This window comes from Micromonospora sp. NPDC005298, assembly GCF_040607375.1.
Taxonomy (GTDB): domain Bacteria; phylum Actinomycetota; class Actinomycetes; order Mycobacteriales; family Micromonosporaceae; genus Micromonospora.
Window position 1 is genome coordinate 36,757 of sequence record NZ_JBEXGP010000016.1, and the last position, 23,652, is coordinate 60,408.

General features: G+C 72.7%; 20 protein-coding genes. 12 read left to right on the top strand and 8 right to left on the bottom strand.

The window, feature by feature from the left end; genetic code table 11:
- The first annotated feature begins 2 nt into the window (after positions 1 to 2).
- The 6 genes from ABZS77_RS20925 (at position 3) to ABZS77_RS20950 (ending at position 6,658) form a co-directional block, all read left to right on the top strand.
- Entirely contained in the window at positions 3 to 326 is a 324-nt protein-coding gene (locus ABZS77_RS20925; protein WP_354825154.1) for a hypothetical protein, read from the top strand.
- Position 327: 1 nt separating this feature from the next.
- The gene (locus ABZS77_RS20930) at positions 328 to 831 is read left to right on the top strand and encodes a hypothetical protein (RefSeq protein ID WP_354825157.1); all 504 of its coding nucleotides are present in this window, start codon (positions 328 to 330) and stop codon (positions 829 to 831) included.
- Complete coding sequence (locus ABZS77_RS20935; protein ID WP_354825160.1) at positions 824 to 2,260, top strand: baseplate J/gp47 family protein; 1,437 nt, start codon at positions 824 to 826, stop codon at positions 2,258 to 2,260. The genes ABZS77_RS20930 and ABZS77_RS20935 overlap by 8 nt, the downstream gene beginning before the upstream one ends.
- 11 nt (positions 2,261 to 2,271) lie before the next feature.
- Positions 2,272 to 4,617, top strand: coding sequence for a hypothetical protein (locus ABZS77_RS20940; RefSeq protein ID WP_354825162.1), 2,346 nt, complete (start codon positions 2,272 to 2,274; stop codon positions 4,615 to 4,617).
- A 13-nt stretch (positions 4,618 to 4,630) separates the two neighbouring features.
- Positions 4,631 to 5,758, top strand: coding sequence for a hypothetical protein (locus tag ABZS77_RS20945; protein ID WP_354825165.1), 1,128 nt, complete (start codon positions 4,631 to 4,633; stop codon positions 5,756 to 5,758).
- 135 nt (positions 5,759 to 5,893) lie between these two features.
- The gene (locus tag ABZS77_RS20950) at positions 5,894 to 6,658 is read left to right on the top strand and encodes a BTAD domain-containing putative transcriptional regulator (protein ID WP_354825168.1); all 765 of its coding nucleotides are present in this window, start codon (positions 5,894 to 5,896) and stop codon (positions 6,656 to 6,658) included.
- Positions 6,659 to 6,940: 282 nt separating this feature from the next.
- Here ABZS77_RS20950 and ABZS77_RS20955 read toward each other — a convergent pair whose 3' ends face one another.
- The 8 genes from ABZS77_RS20955 to ABZS77_RS20990 form a co-directional block, all read right to left on the bottom strand.
- Entirely contained in the window at positions 6,941 to 8,434 is a 1,494-nt protein-coding gene (locus tag ABZS77_RS20955; protein WP_354825171.1) for an FAD-binding oxidoreductase, read from the bottom strand.
- Between the two features lie 149 nt (positions 8,435 to 8,583).
- On the bottom strand, positions 8,584 to 9,342 hold the full coding sequence (locus tag ABZS77_RS20960; RefSeq protein WP_354825174.1) for an HD domain-containing protein: 759 nt from the start codon (positions 9,340 to 9,342) through the stop codon (positions 8,584 to 8,586).
- 59 nt (positions 9,343 to 9,401) lie between these two features.
- Positions 9,402 to 10,742 carry a polysaccharide lyase family 1 protein gene (locus ABZS77_RS20965; RefSeq protein ID WP_354825177.1) on the bottom strand — a complete coding sequence of 447 codons (1,341 nt, stop codon included), beginning with the start codon at positions 10,740 to 10,742 and terminating at the stop codon, positions 9,402 to 9,404.
- Positions 10,743 to 10,756: 14 nt separating this feature from the next.
- On the bottom strand, positions 10,757 to 11,950 hold the full coding sequence (locus tag ABZS77_RS20970) for a Gfo/Idh/MocA family oxidoreductase (protein WP_354825180.1): 1,194 nt from the start codon (positions 11,948 to 11,950) through the stop codon (positions 10,757 to 10,759).
- Between the two features lie 28 nt (positions 11,951 to 11,978).
- A complete protein-coding gene (locus ABZS77_RS20975; protein ID WP_354825183.1) occupies positions 11,979 to 13,472 on the bottom strand; it encodes a mannitol dehydrogenase family protein in 1,494 nt (497 codons plus the stop codon).
- Entirely contained in the window at positions 13,463 to 14,767 is a 1,305-nt protein-coding gene (locus tag ABZS77_RS20980; protein ID WP_354825186.1) for an enolase C-terminal domain-like protein, read from the bottom strand. Before ABZS77_RS20980 ends, ABZS77_RS20975 begins: the two co-directional genes overlap by 10 nt.
- The gene (gene uxaC / locus ABZS77_RS20985) at positions 14,764 to 16,197 is read right to left on the bottom strand and encodes a glucuronate isomerase (protein WP_354825189.1); all 1,434 of its coding nucleotides are present in this window, start codon (positions 16,195 to 16,197) and stop codon (positions 14,764 to 14,766) included. The genes ABZS77_RS20980 and uxaC overlap by 4 nt, the downstream gene beginning before the upstream one ends.
- A gap of 23 nt (positions 16,198 to 16,220) precedes the next feature.
- Complete coding sequence (locus tag ABZS77_RS20990) at positions 16,221 to 17,549, bottom strand: Gfo/Idh/MocA family oxidoreductase (RefSeq protein ID WP_354825192.1); 1,329 nt, start codon at positions 17,547 to 17,549, stop codon at positions 16,221 to 16,223.
- Between the two features lie 238 nt (positions 17,550 to 17,787).
- Here ABZS77_RS20990 and ABZS77_RS20995 point away from each other — a divergent pair, with 238 nt between their 5' ends.
- The 6 genes from ABZS77_RS20995 to ABZS77_RS21020 are packed head-to-tail and all read left to right on the top strand — an operon-like array spanning position 17,788 to position 23,641.
- The gene (locus tag ABZS77_RS20995; RefSeq protein WP_354825195.1) at positions 17,788 to 18,918 is read left to right on the top strand and encodes a LacI family DNA-binding transcriptional regulator; all 1,131 of its coding nucleotides are present in this window, start codon (positions 17,788 to 17,790) and stop codon (positions 18,916 to 18,918) included.
- A gap of 19 nt (positions 18,919 to 18,937) precedes the next feature.
- The gene (locus ABZS77_RS21000; protein ID WP_354825198.1) at positions 18,938 to 20,284 is read left to right on the top strand and encodes an extracellular solute-binding protein; all 1,347 of its coding nucleotides are present in this window, start codon (positions 18,938 to 18,940) and stop codon (positions 20,282 to 20,284) included.
- A gap of 31 nt (positions 20,285 to 20,315) precedes the next feature.
- Complete coding sequence (locus ABZS77_RS21005; RefSeq protein WP_354825201.1) at positions 20,316 to 21,296, top strand: sugar ABC transporter permease; 981 nt, start codon at positions 20,316 to 20,318, stop codon at positions 21,294 to 21,296.
- Positions 21,296 to 22,186, top strand: a complete 891-nt coding sequence (locus ABZS77_RS21010; RefSeq protein WP_354825405.1) for a carbohydrate ABC transporter permease — start codon at positions 21,296 to 21,298, stop codon at positions 22,184 to 22,186. Before ABZS77_RS21005 ends, ABZS77_RS21010 begins: the two co-directional genes overlap by 1 nt.
- The gene (locus tag ABZS77_RS21015; protein WP_354825203.1) at positions 22,170 to 22,793 is read left to right on the top strand and encodes a hypothetical protein; all 624 of its coding nucleotides are present in this window, start codon (positions 22,170 to 22,172) and stop codon (positions 22,791 to 22,793) included. The genes ABZS77_RS21010 and ABZS77_RS21015 overlap by 17 nt, the downstream gene beginning before the upstream one ends.
- Positions 22,790 to 23,641, top strand: coding sequence for a PmoA family protein (locus ABZS77_RS21020; protein ID WP_354825206.1), 852 nt, complete (start codon positions 22,790 to 22,792; stop codon positions 23,639 to 23,641). The genes ABZS77_RS21015 and ABZS77_RS21020 overlap by 4 nt, the downstream gene beginning before the upstream one ends.
- The last annotated feature ends 11 nt before the right edge of the window (positions 23,642 to 23,652 follow it).

Genomic DNA, 23,652 nt, shown 5'->3' on the forward strand with positions numbered 1-23,652 from the left:
ACATGGCTTTCGTGCTCACCACGTCGAGCAACGTGCACTGCCCCAGCCAGGGAAAGGTCTCCCCGGCCGGGCAGTCGAAGCTGATCGTGGCCGGCGACGAGGTGACCCGCCTCGACGGCATCACCGGCAAGTCGGTGTCCGGGTGCACGATCACCGACAGCAACTCCACCATGCAGTGCAAGAAGGTGATGTCGGCGACCGGCGCCGCCCAGAAGCTCGTGGTCAGCGGGGCCGGAGTCGCGCTGAGCACCCTCACGGGCGCCACCAACGGCAGCACCTCAGGCCTGGCGGCGAACGCCGGGCAGAGCAAGCTGAAGGCGGTTTGAGATGGACCGCACCGAGCGGGAACGGCAGGCCGCCCAGCGCCGCTACCTCGGCTGGGGCCTCGCCTTCGAACCCACCATGCCGGGCGTGGACGTGGCCCGCGACGTCGTCTTCGACGACGGCCCGAACGGGCGGGTGCTGGCCCTCGTCGCCGGCACCGACAACGTCGCGCAGAGCCTCGCGGTGGCGCTGACCACCCTGCGCGGCTCGAACGTCTTCGACGCCACCTTCGGCTTCGACGGGCTCAACGCCCTCGCCGAGCAGATCGAGCCGAACCTGATCCGCGAGCAGGTACGCATCGGCATCATCACGCTGCTCGACCGCGACCCCCGCGTCCGCAGGATCGTCGACGTGAACCTCGACGACGGCCGGCTCGGCGCGGGCCGGGCGGACGACGCGTCGGCCGCCGCGCTGCGCTCCGCACGCACCCTCCAGGTGCAGGTCCAGTTCGAAACCATCACCGACGACCGCCTCTCGGTGCACCTCGGGGAGCTGCCCAGTGTCTGATCCGACAGTCCCGGCCGAGCTGGCCGACGTCCTGGCCGTCGACGCCGCCGCGCTGCGGGCCACCGGCTCGACAGGCTTCGGCATCGTCGAGACCGGCTTCGTGCCGAAGTCCTTCGCCCGGTTGCTCGCCGAGAAACTCGCCACCGCCCGACTGCTCTTCGGCGAGGACGTCGACCTGACCAGTGGTGCCGTCCTGCGCAAGGTGCTCGAACTGGCCGCCCTGGAGGACGCCCGACTGTGGGCTGCCCTCGGCGCGGTCTACGACAACTCGTACGTCGTCTCGGCGACCGCCGACGCGCTCACCCGCCTCGGCGAGGAACTGGGCACACCGCGCCCGTACCTGCAGGCGAAGGGGACGGTGAAGCTGAAACTCAAGGCCGCGCTGCCGACCGGCCGTACCCAGCTCACCCTGCCCCGGGGCGCGCGGCTGTCCACGCCCGGCGGGCACCACGTCGCGCTTGACGAGACGGTGGTGCTCTCCGCCGCCGTCGGGGAACGGGAACCGGCCGTCGCCGCGTTCTACCCGGGCCCCGCGCACAACCTCGACCCCACCCAGCCCAGCCAGAAGATCGACAGGTGGAACCGGGCCGACACCCTGCTGGCCGACCTGGACGACGCCGAGCAGGCCGCCGGCAAGGAACTGGTGGAGATCACCCACACCGTCGCGCTGACCGGGGGCGAGCAGCAGGTCTCCGACGCCCGCTACCGGCAACTCCTGCTGGCCGCGCCCCGCTCGATCTGGACGGCCGAGGCGATCGGTCTGGCCGTGGCGACCGTCCCGGGCGTACGCCAGGTGCAGGTCTTCGACGGCCGGGGCGGGCTGGACCTCAACCAGTCCATCTTCGGCAACTTCAGCTTCATCGAACGGGTCTTCAGCACCGAACGCGACCTGGGGAACCCCTACTACGTCACGGTGCTCGTGGCGCCCACCGCCGCCGCCATCTGGGACGGCCCGGACGGGCTGCACGCGGCCGTCGAGTCGGTCATCGAGGACCTGCGCCCGGTGGGCATCTTCGCCTCGGTGGACCGGGCCGACGAGGTGGGCATCGGCGTCGAGGCGGACCTGGTGATCCGGGGCCTGCCGCTGCCGACCGGCTCGAAGGAGACGGTGAACGCGTCGACCGCCGCCACCGAGCTGCGCGCCCGCCTGCACGCCCGGTTGCGCCGCTACGTCGACGAGTTGCCCTTCGGCGAGCCGGTCCGCGCCGCCGAGGTGATCTGGACGCTGATGAACGAGCCGGGCGTCGCGGACGTCCGGGCACTGCGGCTGGTGCGCTTCCCGGCCGACTCGGCGGTCGTGGTGACCGGTAGCACGCCCACCGGCGACGGCGTACAGCGACTGCCGGTCGGCGACAACGCGGTGCTCGCCGCCAATCAGGTGCCCGTCTACGTCGACCGGGACGACCCCCGGCCGTTCCGGATCGTCTGAGTGGGGGCACGGTGACCGACATCCGGGTACCCGTCGACGGGGCCGACCCGTCCGTCGACCGCAACCTCGTCGACCAGTTGGAGGGCCCGTACCCGGGCACGGTCCGGCGTGTGGTGGTGCCGATCGCCGGCACCGGCGCCGCCGCGGTGGACTGGACCAGTCGACACCCGCTGCTCACCGTCGTGCTGCGCCGGGACCTGGTCGAGGAGACCGTCCGGCTGACCGTCACCCTGGACCCGGGCGGTGCCGGCGAGCGGGTCCTCCCGCCGGTGACCTTCGCGCCCTGGTCGGCCGCCGGAGCGTCGGTGCCCGCGTACGTGCCGGACACCGCCGATGAGCCGCTGGTCGCCCCGTTCACCCTCACCGTGGCCGCCGAGCGGGCCGTCGACGGCGGTGCCGCCACGGCGGTCACCGGGACGGGGCTGACCGCCCTGGTCGAGCTGGCCGTGCTGGAGGGCAACCTGGGCCGGCTGCTCTACCTGGTGTCGTACGAGAAGCACCGGCTGCGTCGCGCGGCCCGGGAGACGCACGCGTACCGGACCCTCGCGCACGCCCGGCGTGACGCGCTGGACCGGATCGGCGCGGACGTCGGGGTGGCCCGCTTCGTCGACGAGCTGGTGCACGAGCCGGCCAGTGGCGAGGTGTACGCCCGCCGGCTCGCCCCGCCGGCCCGGGAGCCGGACGCGGCGTACGCCCACCGCCTCGGGCTCTACCGGCGGTTCCTGCTGCCCACCCCGGGCGCGGTGCGCCGCCTGCTCAACGGGCCGGGCGCGGACACCGACCCGAACGCCGGGCTCTTCGCCGACCTGCCCGGCGGCGCCCGGTTCACCCTGCGCGAGGACGACGACCGGTTCGCGGTGGCGATCCGGCTGGTCGCCGTCGGCGATCCGCAGCACCGCACCAACTTCCTCGCCCAACTGCGCCGCGACCGCCTCGTCCTGCCGGCGAACACCCCACCGAACAACACCACACACGCCGGCCGGGCGTTGCCGGCCAGCCGGCTGGCCGAGGTCACCGCGCTGCGGGCCAGCCTGCGCCAGTCGTACGCCTTCGACAGCTCGCACGGCGTCGCGCCGCCGCTGGCCGCCGCCCTGGACCGTGCCGGGCGGGTGTGCCGGGCGCTCGGCTCGTCGATCGTCTGGCAGGTGACCCGCGCACAGGACGACACCGGTGGCAGCCGCTACGAGCTGGGCCTCGGCGTCGACGTGAGCTGGCCGACCCCCGCGCAGGCCACCGACCTGCGCAACCGGGTGCTGGACACCGGGCGGGCGGTCACCGCCGACCGGACCGCCGAGGCACTGATCGCCGCCGTGCGCGCGCGTGGTGTGCCGGGTGTCGGTGCCGACGGCGAGCTGGCCTGGCTGTGGGGGGCGTGCGGGCTGCCCACCACCCACCGGATCAGCACCACGAGGATGTACCTGTCGCACCTGCCGACCCGAGGGCTGGCGGTGAACGCGCCGCTGACCTCCCCGGTCGGGGCCGACGCCCCGGTCGAGGCGCAGTTCCACGCACCCGGTGACCCCGGCGGCAACGCGTTGCTGCTCGCCGGTCTGGCCGCCGCCGCGTCGGACTGGACCGGCGGCGGGGAGCCGGCCTGGACGCCGCTGACCGACGCGGCGGCCCGCGCCCGGTGGGCGGCCGTACCGACCCGGCCGGCCGGGCAGCCGGTCGACCAGGTCCTGGCCGCCGCGGGCCTTCCCGCGGTACACGACCCCGCACCCGTGGTGGCCGCGCTGAACCGGCTCCCCGACGAGCTGGTGGAGACCATCGAACTGCCGGCGGCGCTGGCGTCCGCACTGATCGCCGGGCAGCCGGCGGCCGGGGACCGACTGGCCCGCCTGGTCGGGCTGCTGCGCGAGCGGCACCTCGCCGCCGCGCTGCCACTTGTCGACACCGGCAACCGGGTGCTGGTGGTGTGCAGCGTGATCGGCCTGCCGCAGGCCGGGCTGAACCTGGCCGAGCGCCGGGCCACCGGGTTCCGTTGGTACACCGTGGGACTCGGCGGCGGCACGGCGGAGATCAAGGCGGTCGGCGCGCGGACCGCCCTGCGCCCCACCCACGCCGGGCTGGTCGCTGTGGTGGCGCTCTCCTACGTGCGCACCGGCCGGACCGACCCGTACGAGTTCCGGGTGGAGCTGCCCGACGGGGTGGCCCTGAACCTGGCGCAGTACGAGCGGCTGATGAACGCGTTGACGCGTGTCTGCCCGCTCGGCGTGGAGATCAACACGTTCGGCGTCCGGCGCGACCACGTCGACCTCGACGACGACGGGACCGCCGAGCCGCTGCGCCCGGCGGTGGCCCGCACCTTCCGCACCTTCCAGCAGCGCCGGAACCGCGGCGTGTACGACCAGCTCTGAGAGGGACACCACAATGGCGAGCGAGATCAACTATGACGGGGTGACCGTCACCGAGCTGTACGAGGCGTTCACCAAGCACGGCATCCCGGCCTCGGACGCCAGCGTGCTGGTCTCCTCCTGGATCTACGAGAACGTGGGCACCGCGAAGCGGGTGTTCAGCTACGCCGAGCCGTTCCCGGCCGTGGAGCCGGGCTGCGCGCCGCCGCCGTTCGCCCGCACGTTCGCGCACGCCGACTGGGTCGACGGCGAGGACGTGGTGCAGGCCGGGCAGACCCCGGGGGAGCAGGGCTTCAACGAACGGTTCCACCGCATCGAGCACGACCTGGACCACCTCGGCACCGACGTGGCCAAGGCGTTCGCCTGCATGGCCGCGATGCGGGTGAGCCTGCGCCGGCTGCTCGACGAGATCCGCGCCGAGATCAACCGACTGCACTCGACGGTGCACGAGAACAAGGTGATCCCGGGCCCGTACGCGATCGAGCAGATCCCCAACTACATCGGCACGCTGGACTTCGGCAAGTACATGGGCACCACGATGTTCATGGACAAGAAGGTCAGCATCTGGCAGACCAAGGCCGGCACCATCGTGCTGCCCGCCGTGGAGACCCTCGGTGTGGACGTGGTCGCCGGCCCGAAGGTCCGGGGTGCCGCCTACCTGGAGCGCTACGCCGCCGAGCACGGTGACGTCCGGCAGCGCTTCCCGCGCGAGGTGAAGCTCGGCGAGTTCGTCCGCCTCTTCGGCGAGGACGAGGTGGCCGACGGGCGGACGGTCCGCGACGTGCTCAAGGTGTTGCCGGCGGAGACCGCCTACCCGAGCCTCGACGCGATGTTCGCCGAGGTGAGCGAGCGGGAGGCGGTGATCGTGCGGACCACGGTCGGCGCCCAGTCGGCGGTCTCCGCCGCGCTCGGCATCGAGTCCGAGCTGGAGAACGTCGCCGACGCCGACATCGCGATGCTCGCCGGGGTGCCGACCAAGGCGCGGGCGGCGCTGGCCCGCGCCGGGATCAGCACCCTCGGCAAGCTCGCCGAGGCGCCGGCCGAGCAGGTGCTCGCCGTCATGAAGGAGGCAGGGGTACGCGCCGACGTCGGCGACGCCGCCGAGTGGACGGGTTACGCCCGGACGCTGAGCAAGCTGCGCTGAACGGTCGGTGGCGGTTCCGGCGAACGGCTGATCCACACCGTTCGCCGGGTCGGTGTGACGACACTGCGCTGGTGCGCCGACCGTCCACACCCGAGCGTGGAACTGCCACGGGGACCGGGTGCGAAAGGCGCATGGATGGCTGCTCACGAGGTTACGAACGACCTTCGCACCGAGGCACCCGAGATCGAGGCGGGGCAGCCTCCCCGGTACGCGTTGCGGCTGCTCGGCGGGTTCGGGTTGGAACGCGACGGGCGGGTGGTGGCGGTGCCGCAGGGCGCCCGTCGACTGCTGGCCTACCTCGGTGTACGTCAGCGGTGTGCCCGCTCGGAGGCTGCCGGGACGCTCTGGCCCGGCTCGCACGAGGACCGGGCCCGGGCCAACCTGCGCACGATGCTCTGGCGGCTGCACCGGGTGACTCCCGAGCCCCTGGTGGACGAGGACGACCGGCTGGCCCTGGCCGCCGGGGTGACCAGCGACGTGGCCACCCTTGGCGCGGCGGCCACCGCCCTGCTGGCCGGCGGGTCACCCGTCGACGTCGGCCCCGGCGTGCCGGCGCTGGCGACCGGTGAACTGCTGCCCGGCTGGTACGACGACTGGGTGCTGACCGAGCGGGAACGGTTGCGCCAGACGCAGCTGTACGCGTTGGAGGCGCTCGCCGAGCGGCTCACCGCGCAGCGCCGGTTCAGCGAGGCCGTCCAGGTGGCGTTGACCGCCGTGCAGTTGGAGCCGCTGCGGGAGAGCGCCACCCGCACGTTGATCGCGGTGCACCTGGCGGAGCGCAACATCAACGAGGCGGTACGGCGGTTCGAGCTGTTCCGCGCCGACCTGGGCCGCGAGCTGGGCGTCGCACCGACCCCGTGGCTGGAACGTCTCGTTCGCGCCGGTCTTCACCCTGCGTGACCGTCCCCCTTTCCGTGGCCGACCGGCCGTAGGGCCCATCCCGGTGTCCCGCCAGCCCACACTCCGCCCCGGCCGGCCTGACGCACCCCCGGACCTCCACCCCTTTGCTCTGCACCCACGGGCGCGACGCTCACGGTCTGTAAGTGGTGCGTCCACGGGTGCAGAGCAAAGGGGGTGGGGGAGATCCGGCCGGGCCGGTGGCGTGCCTCCCGCGTCGCTGGTCCGGCCCGGCCCGGTCCGGCTGGTCCGGCCCGATCAGGCTGGTCGGCCTGGTCCGGCTGGTCAGTGCGTCGCGGGCGGGATGCTCTGCTCGTACTGGAAGACGTTGTGCGGGTCGTACTTCGCCTTGATCCTGCGCAGCCGGTCGACGTTGCGCCCCCAGTAGGCGGTCTCCCACTCGGCCATGCCGATGTTCGGCACGTTGACGTAGGCGCCGTCCACAAAGGGCCGCAGCGCCTGGCTGAACTCGGCGATCCAGGTCTGGGCGATCGGGGTGACGGCGTCGCCGCTGTCGGGCTCGCCGCGGGTGCCCCAGCCGGCGCCCGGCTCGGAGTAGAAGAGCGCGTCACGGTGTGGGAACGCCGCCCCGCCGAAGGGTTCCTGCCGTTGGGCTCCCGTGCCGAAGGCCTGGGTGAAGAAGTTGCTGTCCGGCGACGGGGAGTTCTCCAGGAATTTGCGGACGATGCTGATCGCCTCGGCCGGGAAGGGCTCCCTGGTGAACTGCGAGAAGAACTTCCACTTCGCGGGCTCGTCCTCGTTCGGGATCTGGAAGTCGGCGTACGTCTCGCCCCAGCCGCCGACCTGCACCGTCACCTCGGGGTTGCCGATCGAGAGGATCGGCTCCATCATCCTGCGGATCTCGGCCTCCGATCCCTCCGCGAGGACCCCGAACACCAGGATCTCGTCGGGGTGGGCCTCGAGTTGGCTGCCGAGGCGCGGGTCGGCGAACGGTGTGGTGCGCTGCCAGGCGTCGAAGACCCGGTGCAGGTCGCCGAGGCCGGGATAGGTCGCCTGGAGGTACGCGACGCTCTTCAGGGGGGCCACCTTGTAGGTGAGTGAGGTGACGATCCCGAAGTTGCCGTTACCGGCGCCGCGCAGCGCCCACAGCAGATCCGCGTGGTTCCACGGGTCCACGTTGAGCACCTTCGCGCCGTTCACGCCCGACGCCACGACGATCTCCGCGCCGATCAGGTTGTCGCAGGCCATGCCGAGGTAGCGGGTGAGGAACCCGAAGCCGCCGCCGAGGGTCGCGCCGGACAGTCCGACCGTTCCCTCCGTACCTGTCGTCGCCGCGAGGTCGTACTCACCGAGCGTCGTCACCGCCTCCAACTGGTTGAGCCCCGCGCCGACCTTCGCCGTACGGGTCGCGGTGTCGATGTGGACGTCCTTCAGCTCGCTGACGTCGATCACGATGCCGTTGTCGACGTTCGACCAGCCTTCGAGGCTGTGCCGGCCACTGCGCACCCGCAACGCGACGTCGTGCTGCCGCGCCCAGGTGAGGGCGTTGACCACGTCCTGGGTCTCCTGGGCGAAGACGATCACCAGCGGGTAGCGCACGAACAGCTCGTCCCAGCCGAGGCTCGCTTCGGCGTAGTTCGGGCTCTGCGGGCGGACGATCCGGCCGGTCAGCTTCGCCGGCGGGTACGTCGCGTCGGACGGGCCGGGGCCGTCCATGGCGAGCGCCGAGCTGCCGCCGACCATCATGCCCGGCAGTGCGACCGCTCCGGCGCCAACCGCAGTCGCCTTGAGCAGATCGCGTCGTGAAAGGTCGCGCATGGCCAAGTCCTCTCGATCGGATTGCACCAGTCATTTCGCCCAAGAGGTGCCTTGGTACGCATCTGGCGCAAACCAACCGTAAGCCGTGAAACTCCCCGAAGATCCGAGAACTTGTCGCAGAACCCTGTCGGGTGATGGCCCTGACCTGGTCAGGTGGGCAGGGCCGGCTGGTCGAGGATGGCGCTGAACCGCTCCTCGGCCAGGTCGAGCTGGCTGAAGATGTGCCCCTTCACCGCCGGCGACAGCGGAGTGTCCGGCCGGCCGATCAGGTCCCGGAAGAGCGGCACCAGCGGCCGGTACTTACGGGCCGAGGAGACGACCTTCGGCCCCACCGTGTGGATCACGCCCACGCCGTTGTCGGTGAAGTCCGACACCTTGATCACCCGCGCCCACGGCTCCCCCTCCAGACTGGCCGCCAGGTGCTCCCGGTACTGCTCGTTGCGGTCGCGCCGTGGGTCGTACACCGGGTTGGTGACGGCGGCGACCAGGGCGGCCACCCGCGGCCCGAACCGCGCGGCGAGCGCGGCCAGCGCGGCCCCGGTCCGGTCGGTGCCGCCCTGATCGGTGCCGCCCTGGTCGGTGCCCGCGTCGCCGTCGGCCAGCTCGGCCGGGTGGTCCTCGACCGAGTCGTGCAGCAGCCCCGCGACGATCACGTCCACGTCGCGCACCTGGTAGTGGTGCATCAACCGGATGGCCACCCGCAGCAGGTGGTTGAGGTACGGCTCGCGGACCCGCCGATCGTCGCGGTGCAGGTCGGCCGCGAGATCCAGGGCGGCGGTGAGCCTCGTGCGGGCGTCGGCGTCGAACTGCTGGATCTCCAACCGGAAACGTTCCAGTAGACCCGGCTCACCGTGGATCTCCGTGATCGCGTGCATCGGCATGCTGCCCAGGTGCGGCGGGAAGTCCATGCGTCACTTATAGCCGATCATCATCACTTCGATGACCCCGGCACGGGCGGTTCGGCTGTTCACATCGGCAGCCGGTCGGCGCCGGCGAGAGGACCGACCACGAGAGGGACCAGCGGGGCGGGCAGGACCGGGCCGTGGCGCAGGGTGGGCGTCCAGCCCGCGTCCGCGCCCAGGTCCGGGTCGTGCGCCTCGTTGTACGCCGCCAGCAGGTCCACCGGCCGGGCCGCGCCGCCGCCCTGGCGTACCCAGGTGCCCCGCTCGGTGAGCGCGGTGCCACCCCAGTCGTAGAGCAGGTCGGCCGGGTCGACCGTCGCGTCCAGGGTGAAGAAGTTGTTCTGCGCGTAGATCGCCGACTGCACACCGACGCCCAGCGCGTACTGGAAGTCGTCACCGCCGAGCCGGTAGTGGTTGTTGTAGACGTCGACCTGGCCGAAACGCACCCGGGGCAGTCGTTGCAGGACGCCGTCGAAGAGGTTGTGGTGCAGGGTGACCCTCAGCCGTCCCACGTCCGGGCCGACCGTGTTCGACGAGCCGATCAGCATCAGCTTGTCCCGGCCGGTGAACCGGTTCCACGAGGCGGTGACCCCGCTGGCGGTGTGCGTGATGTCGAGCGACCCGTCGTGCACCTGGTACGGCCGGCCGAAGCGGACCGGCTGGGCGCTGTCCGGGTTGTCGCCGTCGGTGAAGGTGTTGTGGTCCACCCAGACGTTCTCGCTGCGGCGTACCGAGATCTGGTCGTACTGGCTGTTCCAGTTGCCGGCCTCGCCGTCGGTCGGTGACCATGCGGGGAAGCAGTCCCGCGCGTCGACGAAGGTGAGGTTGCGGATGATGACGTTCGACGCCCGGTCGACCATGAGGGTGAGCCCGGTCAGCCGTGCGCCGCGCAGCCCGACGATCGTCGTGTTGGGCCCGACGTTGATCTGCGTCTGGCGGGTCTGGTTCGCCACCGACCGGACCCGGGCCTCCTCCAGCGGGCCGGCCGGCGGTACCCGACCCCACACCGCGGGGTCGTACGCGGCCAGGTAGGCGTCCAGCCGGTACCCGGGGTCGGCCAGGTCGGCGCAGTCCAGCGGGCTGCCGTCGGGTCCTTCGAAACCGTCGACGGCGCCGTTCACGTAGATCAGTTTCGGGGTGGCGTCGGTGGCGTTGCCCGCGTTGTCGCCGCCCAGTGCGGCCACCAGTTCGGCCCGGCTGCTGACCACACGGGTGCGTTCGGGTGTGGCCGCCGACCCGCCGGTGGTGCCGGGACCGTCGGCCGCCCAGCCGTCCCGGTCGGGCAGGGTCTGCCGTCCGATCTGCTGGGCCGACCAGCCGAGCCGGTCGGGTCGGGTGGCGGCGCCCGCCGGTGCGGCGACGAGGAGCAGTGCGGTCACCGTGGCGCCCGCGAGGATTCTGCGCATCGATCTCTCCCAGGTCAGTGGTGGTGGTTCGGGCGGCTGTCGGTCAGTTCGGCCCGGTACGCGGGCACCGCCCACGGCACGCCCAGCTCGCTGGGCAGCGCCCCCTGCTCGGCGGACCGCCGCAGCACGTCCACGACGCCGCGCAGGTGGCGCACCCGCTCGCCGCCGTCGCCCACGTCGACGACCAGGTCACCGTCGAGCAGTCGCGGCTCCGGCGCGGCCCACAGCGCGTCGAGCAGCGCGGTGAACGGGGCGGTACGGGCCAGCGGCGCGATCAGCGGCACCCCGAGCGGGTCGGCCCGGTGCGCGAGCAGGTTCTCCAGCAGGCCCCGACGGCCGGGGACCCGGCGGGTGACCACGTCCCCGGGCATCCGCAGCCGGTCGGTCGGGTACTCCAGCACCGCCCGCCCCCCGCTGCCGGTCACCACCACCTCGCCGGCCACGAACTCCTCGGCGGCGAGGGTGACGGCGGCCAGCACCGGAGGGCCGGCGCGGAACCGGACGCGCAGCACGGCGGTGTCCTCCACCTCGATCGGCCGGACCCGGTAGCGCTCCACCTCGACGGCCACCGGCCAGGGCGGCGCCCCGCCGAGCGACTCGGCGACGGCGAGGCACTGCATCACCGCGTGCGCCAGCGGGTTGGCCAGAGCGCCGTCCAGCACCGGCCGTCCGTTCACCGTCCGGCGGCCGGCCCACGCCGATCGGGCGTAGTAGGCGTCCGGGCGTTGCCAGGCGGCGACGGTGGCGATGCCGCTGACCGTGCCGAGCCGGCCGGCGGCAAGCGCGTCGGTCAACGCGGTGAGCGCCGCCGAACCGAGCGCCTGGAAACCGACCTGGGCCACCCGCCCGGCGGTGGTCAGCGCCCAGGTCAGCTCGTCGTGCTCGGCCAGGGACAGCACCGGAGGCTTCTCCAGCAGCAGGTCCGCGCCGGCGGTGAGAGCGTCGCGGGCGATCGGCAGGTGCGTGTGCGGCGGGGTGCAGACGACCACCACCTGCGGCCGGGTGGCGGCCAGCATCGCCCGATGGTCGGTGAACACCCGCACACCGGGCGGCAGCGGCGCCTCCGGGTCGTCCCGCACCGGCTCGACGTCGACGAGCGCGACCAGGCGCAACCGGCCGTCGGCGTGCAACGGCGCGATCACCCGCCGGTGCCACCGGCCGTGCCCGTTCGCCCCGATCACCGCCACCCGCGTCGGCTCCCCGTTCACCGGGCACCGACCGGTGGGAGCTGCCCGTTCACCGGGCACCGGCCAGGGTGGCCTCGACGCCGTGGCGGGCGAGGGCGGTCAACCAGGCGGTCACCTCGGCGCGTACCTCGTCGTCGTCGGCCACCTCGGCCGGGATGACCTCGCGCAGCGCGAAGACCGCGTCCACCGCGCCGGCGGGGCTCTGCGCGCCGGCGTCCAGGGCGGCCCGGATCGGCCCGGCGAGAGGGTCCTGCAACGGAAGCGGCCGGCCGTCGTCGGCGTACCCCAGCGCGAAGCGCAGCCAGGCCGCCACGACCAGCGCGCCCCAGCGCGCGGACCGGCCGCTGGCCCGCAGGTCGGCGATGGTGTGCAGGACCCGCTGCGGTAACTTCTGCGAGCCGTCCATCGCCACCTGAAGGGTGCGGTGCCGGATCGCCGGGTTGGCGAACCGGGCGAGGGCCTGCTCGCCGTAGTCGACCACCCGCACCCCGTCGGGCGGCGTGAAACTGGGCGCGACGTCCTCGGCGATCAGGCGGCGCAGCACGTCGGTCAGGTGTGGGATCTCCAGGGTGTCGGCGATCGTCTCCCGGCCGGCCAACGCCCCCAGGTACGCCACGGCCGAGTGCACGCCGTTGAGGCCGCGCAGCTTCAACCGCTCCCACGGGCCGGCGTCGTCGGTCAGCACCGCCCCCGCGTGCTCCCAGCCCGGCCGTCCGCCCGGGAAGTCGTCCTCGATGACCCACTGGGCGTACGGCTCCGCCGCGACCGCCGCCAGGTCGGTGACGCCCAGAGCCCGGCGGGCGGCGTCGATCGTGTCGGTGGTGCTGGCCGGCACGATCCGGTCCACCATGGTCCCCGGGCAGGTGACGTTGCCGGCGACCCAGTCGACCAGGCCGGCGGGCACCCCGGCGGCGCGGCCGACCGCCTGGTCCACCAGGCCCCGCAGCCGTCGGCCGTTGGCGGGCAGGTTGTCGCAGCTCACGAGCGCCACCGGTCCGGCGTCCGCGGCGGCCCGGGCGGCCAGCCCGCGCAGCAGCAACCCCGGCACGGTGGTCGGCGGCCGGCCGCCGGCCAGGTCCGCGGCGAGCGCCGGGTCCGGGGACAGCTGGCCGGTCACCGGGTCGAGCTGGTACGCCTTCTCGGTCACGGTCAGGGTCACCACCCGCACCGCCGGGTCGGCCAGCAACGCCACCACCGCGTCCGGGTCGCTGGCCGCGTGACGTACGCCGCTCAGCGCGCCCACCACCCGGGTGGTGCTGCCGGCCGCCGAGAGGGTGCTGACGCTGAACAGGTTGTCCTGCGCGGCGAGGGCCTCCACCAACGCGGTGCTGCGCGGGGCGACCGCCACGATGCCCCAGTCGCCGCCGGCCGCGCCGACCGCCGCCTCGGTGTAGACGGCCTGGTGCGCGCGGTGGAACGCGCCCAGTCCCAGGTGGACGACGCCGGTCGGCACGGTGCCCGGCCGGATCAGGGGGCGGGCCTCGACGGGCAGCTGGCGCAGCACACCCAGGCCGAGCCGGGAGGCGCCGACGGTCACCGCCATGCCGGACCGTCCGGGAAGCGGAACTCGGCGACCGATGCCGGCCTCATTGTGGCGCTGTAGCCGGGCCGCTCGGGCAGCAGGTACCGGCCACCGCGGGTACGCACCGGGTCGACGAAGTGTTCGTGCAGGTGGTCGACGTACTCGATCATCCGTCCGTCCAGGCTGGCGCCCACCCGCAGGTAGTCGAAGATCGCCAGGTGCTGGACGTACTCGCAGAGCCCGACCCCGCCGGCGTGCGGGCACACCGGCACCCCGAACTTCGCCGCCAGCAGCAGCTCGGCCAGGACCTCGTTGACGCCGCCGACCCGGCACGCGTCGACCTGCATGACGCCGATCGCCTCGGCCTGGAGCAACTGCTTGAAGATCACCCGGTTGGCGGCGACCTCGCCGGTGGCCACCCGGCACCGGCCGCCGGTCAGGTCGGTCACCGCGCGGGCGATCCGGGCGTGACCGAGGATGTCGTCGGCGTGCGTCGGCTCCTCGATCCAGTACGGGTCGACCTCCGCGAGGGCCGTCATCGCGGTGATCGCCTCGTCGACGTCCCAGACCTGGTTGGCGTCCATCATCAGCAGCGCGTCCGGACCGATCTCGGACCTGATGATCCGCGCCCGGCGCAGGTCGTCGGCGAGCGGCCCGCCGACCTTCATCTTCATCGCCCGCCAGCCGTCGTCGTACGCCCGCCGGGTCAGCGCCCGCACCTTGTCGTCCGGGTAGCCGAGCCAGCCGACCGAGGTGGTGTACGAGGGGAAGCCGTCGCGCTCCAGGGTGGCCAGCCGGTCGGTCAGCCCGTCGCGTCCCTTGTCGAGGATCGCCGCCGCCTCGTCGGGGGTGAGCGCGTCGGTGATGTGGTGGAAGTCGACGCTGGCGACGAGGTCGTCGGTGGGCATCTCGGCGAGGAAACGCCACATCGGCTTGCCGGCCAGGGTGGCCCGCAGGTCCCACACCGCGTTGACCAGAGCGCCGGTCGCCATGTGGATGACGCCCTTCTCCGGCCCCAGCCAGCGCAACTGCACGTCGGCGCTGAGCGAGCGCCAGAACGCCACCGGCTCGGCCACGATCTCCTCGATCGTGCGTCCCCGTACGTGGTGGGCCAGCGCCCGCACCGCCGCGCAGGTGATCTCGTTGCCCCGGCCGTTGGTGAAGGTGAACCCGGCGCCGCTCGGCCCGGCGTCGGTGCCCAGCTCGACGTACGTCGCCGAGTAGTCACCCCGGTTGATGGCGTCGGAGCCGTCGCCCCGGGCGGCGGTCGGGAACCGCACGTCGTGCACCTCGACGGAGGTGATGGTGACACTCACTGGTTGACCCCTTCGAAGTTGAAGACCCGCTTGGGCAGCCGGTACGCCAGGTCGACGATCGTCTCGGCGGCCTCGTCCATCGGCAGCCGGTGCTCGGCGACGAGCCGGGCCAGGAAGCCGGCGTCGACCCGGCGGGCCACGTCGTGGCGGACCGGGATGGAACAGAACGCCCGGGTGTCGTCGACGAACCCGGTGGTGTTGTAGAAGCCGGCGGTCTCGGTGACCGTCTCCCGGAACCGGCGCAGCACCTCGGGGGAGTCCAGGAACCACCAGGGCGCGCCGAGCAGCAGAGCGGCGTACCCGCCGGCGAGGGGCGCCAGCTCGCGGCTGAACGTGTCCTCGTCGAGGGTGTAGAGCACCAGCCGCAGCCGGGGGTCGTTGCCGTACCGGTCCAGCAGGGGCGCGAGCGCGTGCACGTACTCGGTGGCCTGCGGGACGTCGCCGCCGACGTCGCGGCCGTGCCGGGCGTGCAGCGAGCGGTTGTGGTTGCGCACGGCGCCGGGGTGCACCTGCATGACGAGGCCGTCGTCGAGCGACATGCGGGCGAACTCCATCAGCATGTGCGCCCGGAACGCCTCCGCGTCGGCCGCGTCGGCCTCGCCGCGCAGGCCCCGGTCGTACAGGCGCGTGGCCTCGGCCGGGGTCAGGTCCAGGGTGCGGGCGGTGGGATGCCCGTGGTCCGACGAGGTCGCCCCGGCGGCGATGAACGCGGCGCGGCGCGCGCGCAGCGCGGCCAGGTAGCCGGTGTACGTGCCGGTGTCCTCGCCGGCCAGCTCGCCGAGGCGCCGCACGTTCGTCGTCCAGCCCTCGAACTCCATGTCCACCACGTCGTCCGGGCGGAACGTGGTGACGACGCGGCCGCCCGGCCCGCCCCAGCCGTCGGCGGCCAGCTTGGCGTGCTGCCCGAGGTCGTCCAGCGGCGACTCGGTGGTGGCGAGGACCTCGATGTGGAACCGCTCGAACAGCGCCCGGGGCCGGAAGTCGGGTTCGGCGAGGCGGGCCGCGATCTCGTCGTAGAGGGTGTCGGCGGTGGCCGGGCTCAGCGGCGTGTCCACGCCGAACACGGTGCGGAACGTCCGCTCCAGCCAGAGCCGCGACGGGGTGCCCCGGAACAGGTGCCAGTGCGCGGCGAACCGCCGCCAGATCACCCGGCCGTCGCTCTCGGTGGGGCTGCCGTCGCGGGTGGGCACACCCAGGTCGGCCGGGGGTACGCCCTGGCTGAGCAGCATCCGGGTCAGGTAGTGGTCGGGCACGATGAGCAGCCGCGCCGGATCGGGGAAGGGCTGGTCCTCGGCGAGCAGGGCCGGGTCGACGTGCCCGTGCGGCGAGATGATCGGTTGCTCCGCCGCGAGGGCGTACAGCTCCCGGGCCAGCGCGCGTTGGCCGGGATCGGACGGCAGGAGCAGGTCGGTGTGGTCGGACGTCGGCACGGGGCGGGGCTCCTCGTCGGGGGTCAGGAGAGGGTGAGCAGGTCGGCGACCCGGACCGGTTGGCCGGTCTCGAAGGACCGGTTCGCGGCCAGGCCGGTGAGCAGGGCCAACGCGCCGTCGTCGGCGGTCGCGGCGCGGTCCAGCGGGTCGGGTCGGCCGCCCAGGAGCACGCCCGTCATCCGGGCGTCCGCGCCGCCGTGCCCGTGCCGGGTACGGCCCTCGACGGGGATCTGCCGGGGTGGTTCCCAGAACGGACGCAGCGTGAGCGTCGCGCCACCGCCCTCGGCGGGCGCCTCGGCGCCGTGCAGGGCGGCGCCCTTGACCGCGCCCGCGGTGCCCCGGTCGACGAAGTCGTTCTCGGTCACCTCCAGCTCCAGCCGGCCGCGACTGCCGTTGACCATCACCCGGTAGCCCTCCCAGGGCGCGTACGCGGTGAGGTGGTAGGTCATCGTGGCGCCGGTGGAGTAGCGGGCGAGCACCGCCATGTCGTCCTCGATGCTGACCCCGGGGGCGAAGACGTTGCGGTCGCGCTGGTAGCCGTCCTCGGCCTCGGCATCGAGGTACAGCTCGCGCAGCCGGGGGTGCGCGTCGAGCCGCAACGCGAAGGGATCGTCCGCGGCGGTGGGGGAGCCGTGCGCCCGTTCGTAGTCGCGGGCGTAGCCGTGCCGGCGGCCACCGTCGCCGTAGAAGAACAGCCGACCGGCCGCGTACACCTCGACGGGGGTGGCGGCCAGCCACCAGTTGACCAGGTCGAAGTGGTGGCTGGCCTTGTGCACCATGAGCCCGCCGGAGGTGGCCTTGTCGCGGTGCCAGCGGCGGAAGTAGTCGGCGCCGTGGCGTACGTCGAGCAGCCACTCGAAGTGCACCGAGCCGATCTCGCCGACCGCGCCGTCGGCGAGCAGCCGCCGGACCTGTTCGTGCAGTGGGTTGTAGCGGTAGTTGAAGGCGACGGTCACCCGGCCGCCGGTCTCGGCCACCGCGTCGAGGATGCGCCGGCAGCGCGGGGCGTCCACGGTCATCGGCTTCTCGGTGACGACGTCCCGGCCGGCCCGCAGCGCGGCCACCACGTACTCGTCGTGGGTGACGTCCACGCTGGTGACCAGGACGACGTCGACGCGTTCGGAGTCCAGCATGGCCGCGAAGTCGCGGGCCTGGTACGTCGGCACCGGACGGTGGCCGAGCTCGGCCAGCCAGCGGTTGTGCGCGTCCATCCGGGCCTGGTTGACGTCGGCGAAGGCGACCAGCTCGGTGGTGTCGGGGTGGTCGAGTACCAGGGCGCGGACGAACATCTCGGCCCGCGCGCCGGTGCCCACGACGGCGTACCGGATCCGTCCGCCGGCTCTCGATGACATTCGGTGGCCTCCCCGGTGATCCTGCAAAGGTTTGCAGTGAAGTAACCACGGTCGATCCGATGACGTCAACGGCGGACGCGCAAGCGGCGGTAAATGTCCCTCTTTGTGGGCTCGTAGATCACCACCGGGAGCGTCGGCGCAACAGAACCGTAATCATCCACCGTTGACACTGGAGCAACCGTTTGCATTAATTGGCGACACCCACGTGACCGCCGCCACATCGGACGAAAGGGCCGCCGTGCCAGTCACCATCCGGGACGTCGCCCGGGCGTCCGGTGTGCACATCTCCACCGTGTCCCGCACCTTCTCCGCCCCGCACCTGGTCAACCCGGAGACCCGGGTCCGCGTGCTGGCCTGCGCGGAGGACCTGGGCTACCGGCCGAACCGGGCCGCCCGCGCCCTGATCACCGGCCGTACGCACAACATCGGGCTGATCATCGCCGACATCGCGAACCCGTTCTTCCCGCCGCTGATCAAGGCCGCGGAGAGCCAGGCGCGGCACCGCGACTACCACGTCTTCGTGGCCGACACCAACGAGGACCCGACCGCCGAGGAGGAACTGGTCCACGCGCTTGCCAAGCAGGTGGACGGGGTGCTGCTGTGCAGCCCGCGGATGAGCAACAGCCTCATCGAACAGCTCAGCCGCGAGGTGCCGCTGGTGGTGGTGAACCGCCAGGTGACCGGCCTGCCCTGCGTCCTGATGGACGTCGGGCAGGGCGCCCGCGCGGCGATCGAGCACCTGATCGGCCTCGGCCACCACCGCATCGCGTTGCTCGGCGGGCCGCGCAGCTCGTGGACCAACCGGGAGATGCGTCGCGCCGCCGGCGCGGCCGCCCGCGCCGGCGGCGCCGAGCTGACCATGCTCGGCCCGAACGCCCCCACCGAGACCGGCGGCTCCGCCGTCGCCGAGCAGGTACGGCGCAGCGGAGTGTCGGCCGTGCTCGCCTACAACGACCTGATGGCGATCGGCCTCATCGAGGGGCTCGACGCGCTCGGGGTCCGGGTGCCGCAGGAGGTGAGCGTCGTCGGGGTCGACGACATCGCCCTGAGCCGGCTCACCCGACCCAAACTGACGACGGTGGCCACACCCACCGCGGCCGCCGGCCGAACGGCCGTCGACATGCTGCTGCAACAGGACATCGAGTCACCGCGCGGTGCGCGGGGGCTCGGCGCCGGCACGGCACTCGGCGTCCGTCGTACCACCGCACAGGTAATGCTCCAGACCGACCTGGTCATCCGCGACTCGACCGGCCCGGGCCCGCAGGCCCGACCGGCACGTCCCGCGGCCGCATCGAAAGGCCCGGACCCGCATTGCCCTGCGGGCCCGGGCACCCCGACCGCGGCCACCGGTGACGCCGTCGCCTCCTAATGCCGAGGAGTGAGCGCTCATGCACCCCGCAACGCCCCCCACCACTGACACGCCCGCCGGGCGTCATCACCGTACCGCGCTGCCCAGGCGGCGGCTGCTGCGCGGCCTGCTCGCCGCCACTGTCGCCGCGCCGCTGATGTTCGGCGCCGCCGCGTGCGGAGACGACAGCTCCGCCGCCGACCCGAACGCCCCGGTCAAGCTCTCCATCTTCTGGTGGGGTGGCGACGCGCGGGCCAAGCTGACCGAGGACGCCCTCGCCCTCTACACCAAGAAGCACCCGAACGTGACCTTCGAGACGACCTGGCAGGCCAACCAGGGTTACTTCGACAAGCTGGCGACGCTCACCGCCGGCGGCAACCCGCCGGACCTGTTCCAGATCGACGACAACTACCTGGCCGAGTACGCCGCCCGCAGCACCACGCTCGACCTGACCTCCTACCAGAAGTCCGGCAAGCTGGACACCTCCAAGTTCCCCGAGAGCCTCTGGCAGTACGGCGTGGTCGACGGCAAGCTCGCCGGGCTGGCCGCCGGGGAGAACACCCAGGGTCTGGTCTACAACAAGACGCTGCTGACCAGGAACGGCCTGCCCGAGCCCACCACCGGGATGTCCTGGGAGCAGCACATCGCCTGGGCCGAGCAGGTCACCGCCAAGACCAAGGTGCCCGGCACCCAGGACCCGAGCGCCGACTACAAGGCGTTCTGGGTGTGGCTGCGCCAGCAGGGCAAGGACCTGTACCAGGGCAAGGAGCTGGGCTTCACCGCCGAGGACGTGACCAAGTGGTTCGACCTGTGGAAGGGCGCCCGGGACCGCAGGGCCACCCCGACCGCCGACGTGATCCACGAGGGCAACTCCAGCGACGTCACCAAGCAGCTGGTGGTCACCGGCAAGTCGGCCACCTCCTGGGTCTGGGCCAACCAGATGCCGGATCTGAAGAAGAACACCAAGGACGAGCTGGGCGTGGTCGCCTACCCGGGTGACCCGAGCGCGCAGTGGGCCCGGGCCTCCATGTACTGGTCGGTGTTCAAGGGCAGCAAGCACAGGGACGTCGCCGTCGACGTGATCAACTTCCTGAACAACGACCAGGAGGCGGTCAAGCTGCTCGGCACCGACCGCGGCCTGCCGTCCAACCTGGACCTGCGGCGGGTGGTCAGCGACGACACCACCGACCCGGCCATGAAGCAGTCCATCGCCGTCGAGGCGGAGCTGACCCAGAAGTTCGGCAAGTCCCCGCAGGTGCCGATCAAGGGCCACAGCAAGGTCAAGTCCGAGCTGATCAAGGCCGCCGAGAACGCCCAGTACGGCCGGGCCACCCCCGCCGCGGCCGCCGCCCAGTTCGTCGAGGCGTGCAAGGCCGCCATCGCCTGACCGCCCCACCAGGCGAGGAGAGGAGCTGCTCGTGGCGCTGACCACGGCACCCGACCCGACCCGACGCGGTCCCGGAACCGACCGGGCCCACGCCGCGAGGCGTGGGCCCGGCCTCCGGCACAGCGAAGGTCTGGCGGGGTACGTCTTCCTGTCGCCGTGGCTCATCGGCCTGATGGGTGTCACGGCGGTCCCCATGCTGCTGTCGCTCTACCTGAGCTTCACCAACTACGACATCCTCACCCCGTTCTCCGAGGTGCAGTGGGTGGGCTTGGCCAACTACGAGCGGATGTTCACCGCCGACCCGTCGTACTGGCACGCCGTACGGGTCACCGCGACGTTCGCGCTGATCGCCGTACCGCTCAAGCTCGCCGCCGCGCTCGGCGTGGCGCTGCTGCTCAACCGCGCCTGGCGCGGCGTCGGGCTGTTCCGCGGGCTGTTCTACCTGCCGTCGCTGCTCGGCGGCAGCGTCGCGCTGGCCATCGTCTGGGTCAACATGTTCAACCGCGACGGCGCGTTCAACTCGTTCCTGAGCCTCTTCGGCATCCAGGGCAAGCCCTGGGTCAACGACCCGGACTGGGCACTTCAGACCCTGATGGTGCTGGCCATCTGGCAGTTCGGCGCACCGATGGTGATCTTCCTGGCCGGCCTGAAGCAGGTGCCCACCGAGCTGTACGAGGCCGCCTCGGTCGACGGGGCCGGGCGGTTCCGGCAGTTCCGCAACGTCACCCTGCCGATGCTCTCCCCGGTCATCTTCTTCAACCTGGTGCTGGAGACGATCAACGGATTCCAGGGCTTCACCGCCGCGTTCGTGCTCAGCAACGGCACCGGCGGCCCGGTCGACTCCACCCTCATGTACACGCTGAACCTCTACATCACCGGCTTCACCGACCTCGAGATGGGCTACGCGTCAGCCATGGCCTGGGTGTTCCTGCTCGCCATCGCGGTGATCACCGTGATCTTCTTCAGCACCGGACGGTTCTGGGTGCACTACTCCGACGGGGAGGACCGGTGATGGTGGCGGTGACCCCGACGGCGGACGTACCGACGCCGACCACGCGCCGACGGCCGGGCGGCCGTCCCCTCCTTCGGCTGCTGATCCTGGTGGCGATCGTCGCCGTGGTGCTCTACCCGCTGATCTGGATGATCGGCACGTCGGTGAAGTCCCAGGAGGAGATCGTCAACAACGTGGGGCTGCTGCCGGAGCGGTTCACCCCGGGGAACTACACCGCCGGGTGGTCCAACTTCGACGTCAGCTTCGGCCGGTTCTTCCTCAACAGCGCCATGGTCAGCCTGCTCACCGTCGTCGGCAACGGGCTCTCCTGCCTGCTGGCCGCGTACGCCTTCGCCCGGCTGCGGTTCCGGCTGCGGGGCGTGTGGTTCGCCGTCATGATCGGCACGCTGCTGCTGCCCCAGCACGTGCTGATCGTGCCCCAGTACATCCTGTTCCGCACGCTCGGGCTGGTCGGCGGCGACTGGCCGTACCTGCCGCTGCTCATCCCGCAGTTCCTGGCCACCGAGGCGTTCTTCGTCTTCCTCATGGTGCAGTTCATGCGGGGCGTACCCCGGGAGTTGGACGAGGCGGCCCGGATCGACGGCGCCGGCCCGTTCGGCATCTTCCGGCACATCATCCTGCCGCTGAGCCGCCCCGCGCTGGTCACCACCGCGATCTTCTCCTTCATCTGGACGTGGAACGACTTCTTCCGCCAGCTGGTCTTCCTGTCCCAACTGGAGGACTACACCGTGCCTGTCGCGTTGACCCTGTTCATCGACTCGACGAGTCAGAGCGCCGTCGGCCCGATGTTCGCCATGTCGGTGCTGTCCCTGCTGCCGGTCTTCCTGTTCTTCGTCGCGTTCCAACGGATGCTCGTCGAGGGGATCAACACCAGTGGCATCAAGGGCTGAAACCGCCGACGCCGGCGGGCGGCGGGAGTGGCGCGACGTCGCCCGCGACGCCGCCGACCTGGCGCTGCTCGGCATCCTGCTGACCCTCGCGGCGGCGCCGCTGCTCACCGCGGCCGCCGCGGCGGGCACAGCCAGCGCGGCCGTGCACACCTGGACGCGTACCGGCGGGTGGCCGTCGGCGCGCACCACCCTGCGCCGGTTCGGCGGGGCGGTGCTGCCAGGCGTACCGGTGAGCCTCGTCGCCCTGGCCGTGGCCGGGCTGCTCGCCGCCGACCTGGCCGCGCTGGCGACCGGCCGGGTGCCCGGCGGCCCGCCGGCGCTGCTGGTGACCGTGCTTGTCACGGCCGCCCTGGCCGGGTACGCGGGGCTGGTCGTGGTCGAGGTGGGCGGCGGCGCCCGCTGGCGCACCGCGGCGCGCACCGCCGCCCGCGCCTGCCTGGACGCGCCCGCGCGGTGGGCGGCGTTGAGCGGGGTGGCGGTGCTGGCCGGAGCGCTCGCCGTCCTCGTCACGCCGGTGGCGGTGCCGATCCTCGCCGGCTACACCGTGGCCGCCCTGCACGCCGTCGCCCGCCGGCTGGCGGCCCCCGCCCGCGCGGGCCTGCCATGAACGGGGACTGGGAGACGGCGCTGCTCCTGCTCGGGTCCACGGAGGTGGCCCGGTACGTGCTCGACCCGGCGCTCGACGCGCGGCACGGACCCCGGCCGTACCTGCACCCGGTGCGCACCCGTGCCGGCACCGTGGTCACCGACGCGCTGCCCGCCGACCACGTCTGGCACCTCGGCGCCTCCCTGGCCGTGCAGGACGTCGACGGCACCAACCTCTGGGGCGGGCGCACGTACGTCCGCGACGTCGGCTACACCTGGCGCGACGACCACGGGGTCATCGCCCACACCGGCTGGTGGGAGCGGGCCGACGACCGGCTGGCGCACGAGCTGCACTGGCGCGACCCGCACGGACGGGTGCTGCTCACCGAGCGGCGTCGGCTCGCCGCGTCGGCCCTCGCGCCGGACGTCTGGCGCCTCGACCTGGACTCCGCGCTGACCGCCCCCGCCGACCGGGCGGTGCACCTGGGCAGCCCGGCCACCAATGGTCGCCCCGGCGGGGCCGGCTACGGGGGGTTCTTCTGGCGGGCCGCCGCCGACGGCGAGCCGACGGTGTTCACGGCCGACGCCACGGGGGAGGAGGCGGTCAACGGCAGTGCGGCGCCGTGGCTCGCGCTGACCGGCACCGGGCCGGGCGGCGGCGCGTACACCCTGGTCTTCGCGGGCCTCGGTCCCGGCGACCGGTGGTTCGTGCGGACGGCGATGTACCCGGGGGTCTGCGTGGCGTTCGCGTTCGACCGGCCGGCGGTGGTGCCGGCCGGCGCGACCCGGCACGGCCGCTACCGGGTGTGGGTGCTGGACGGGACGATCGACCGGGACCGGGCCAGGGCCCTGGTCGCGGGTACGCCGTGACACACCGAACC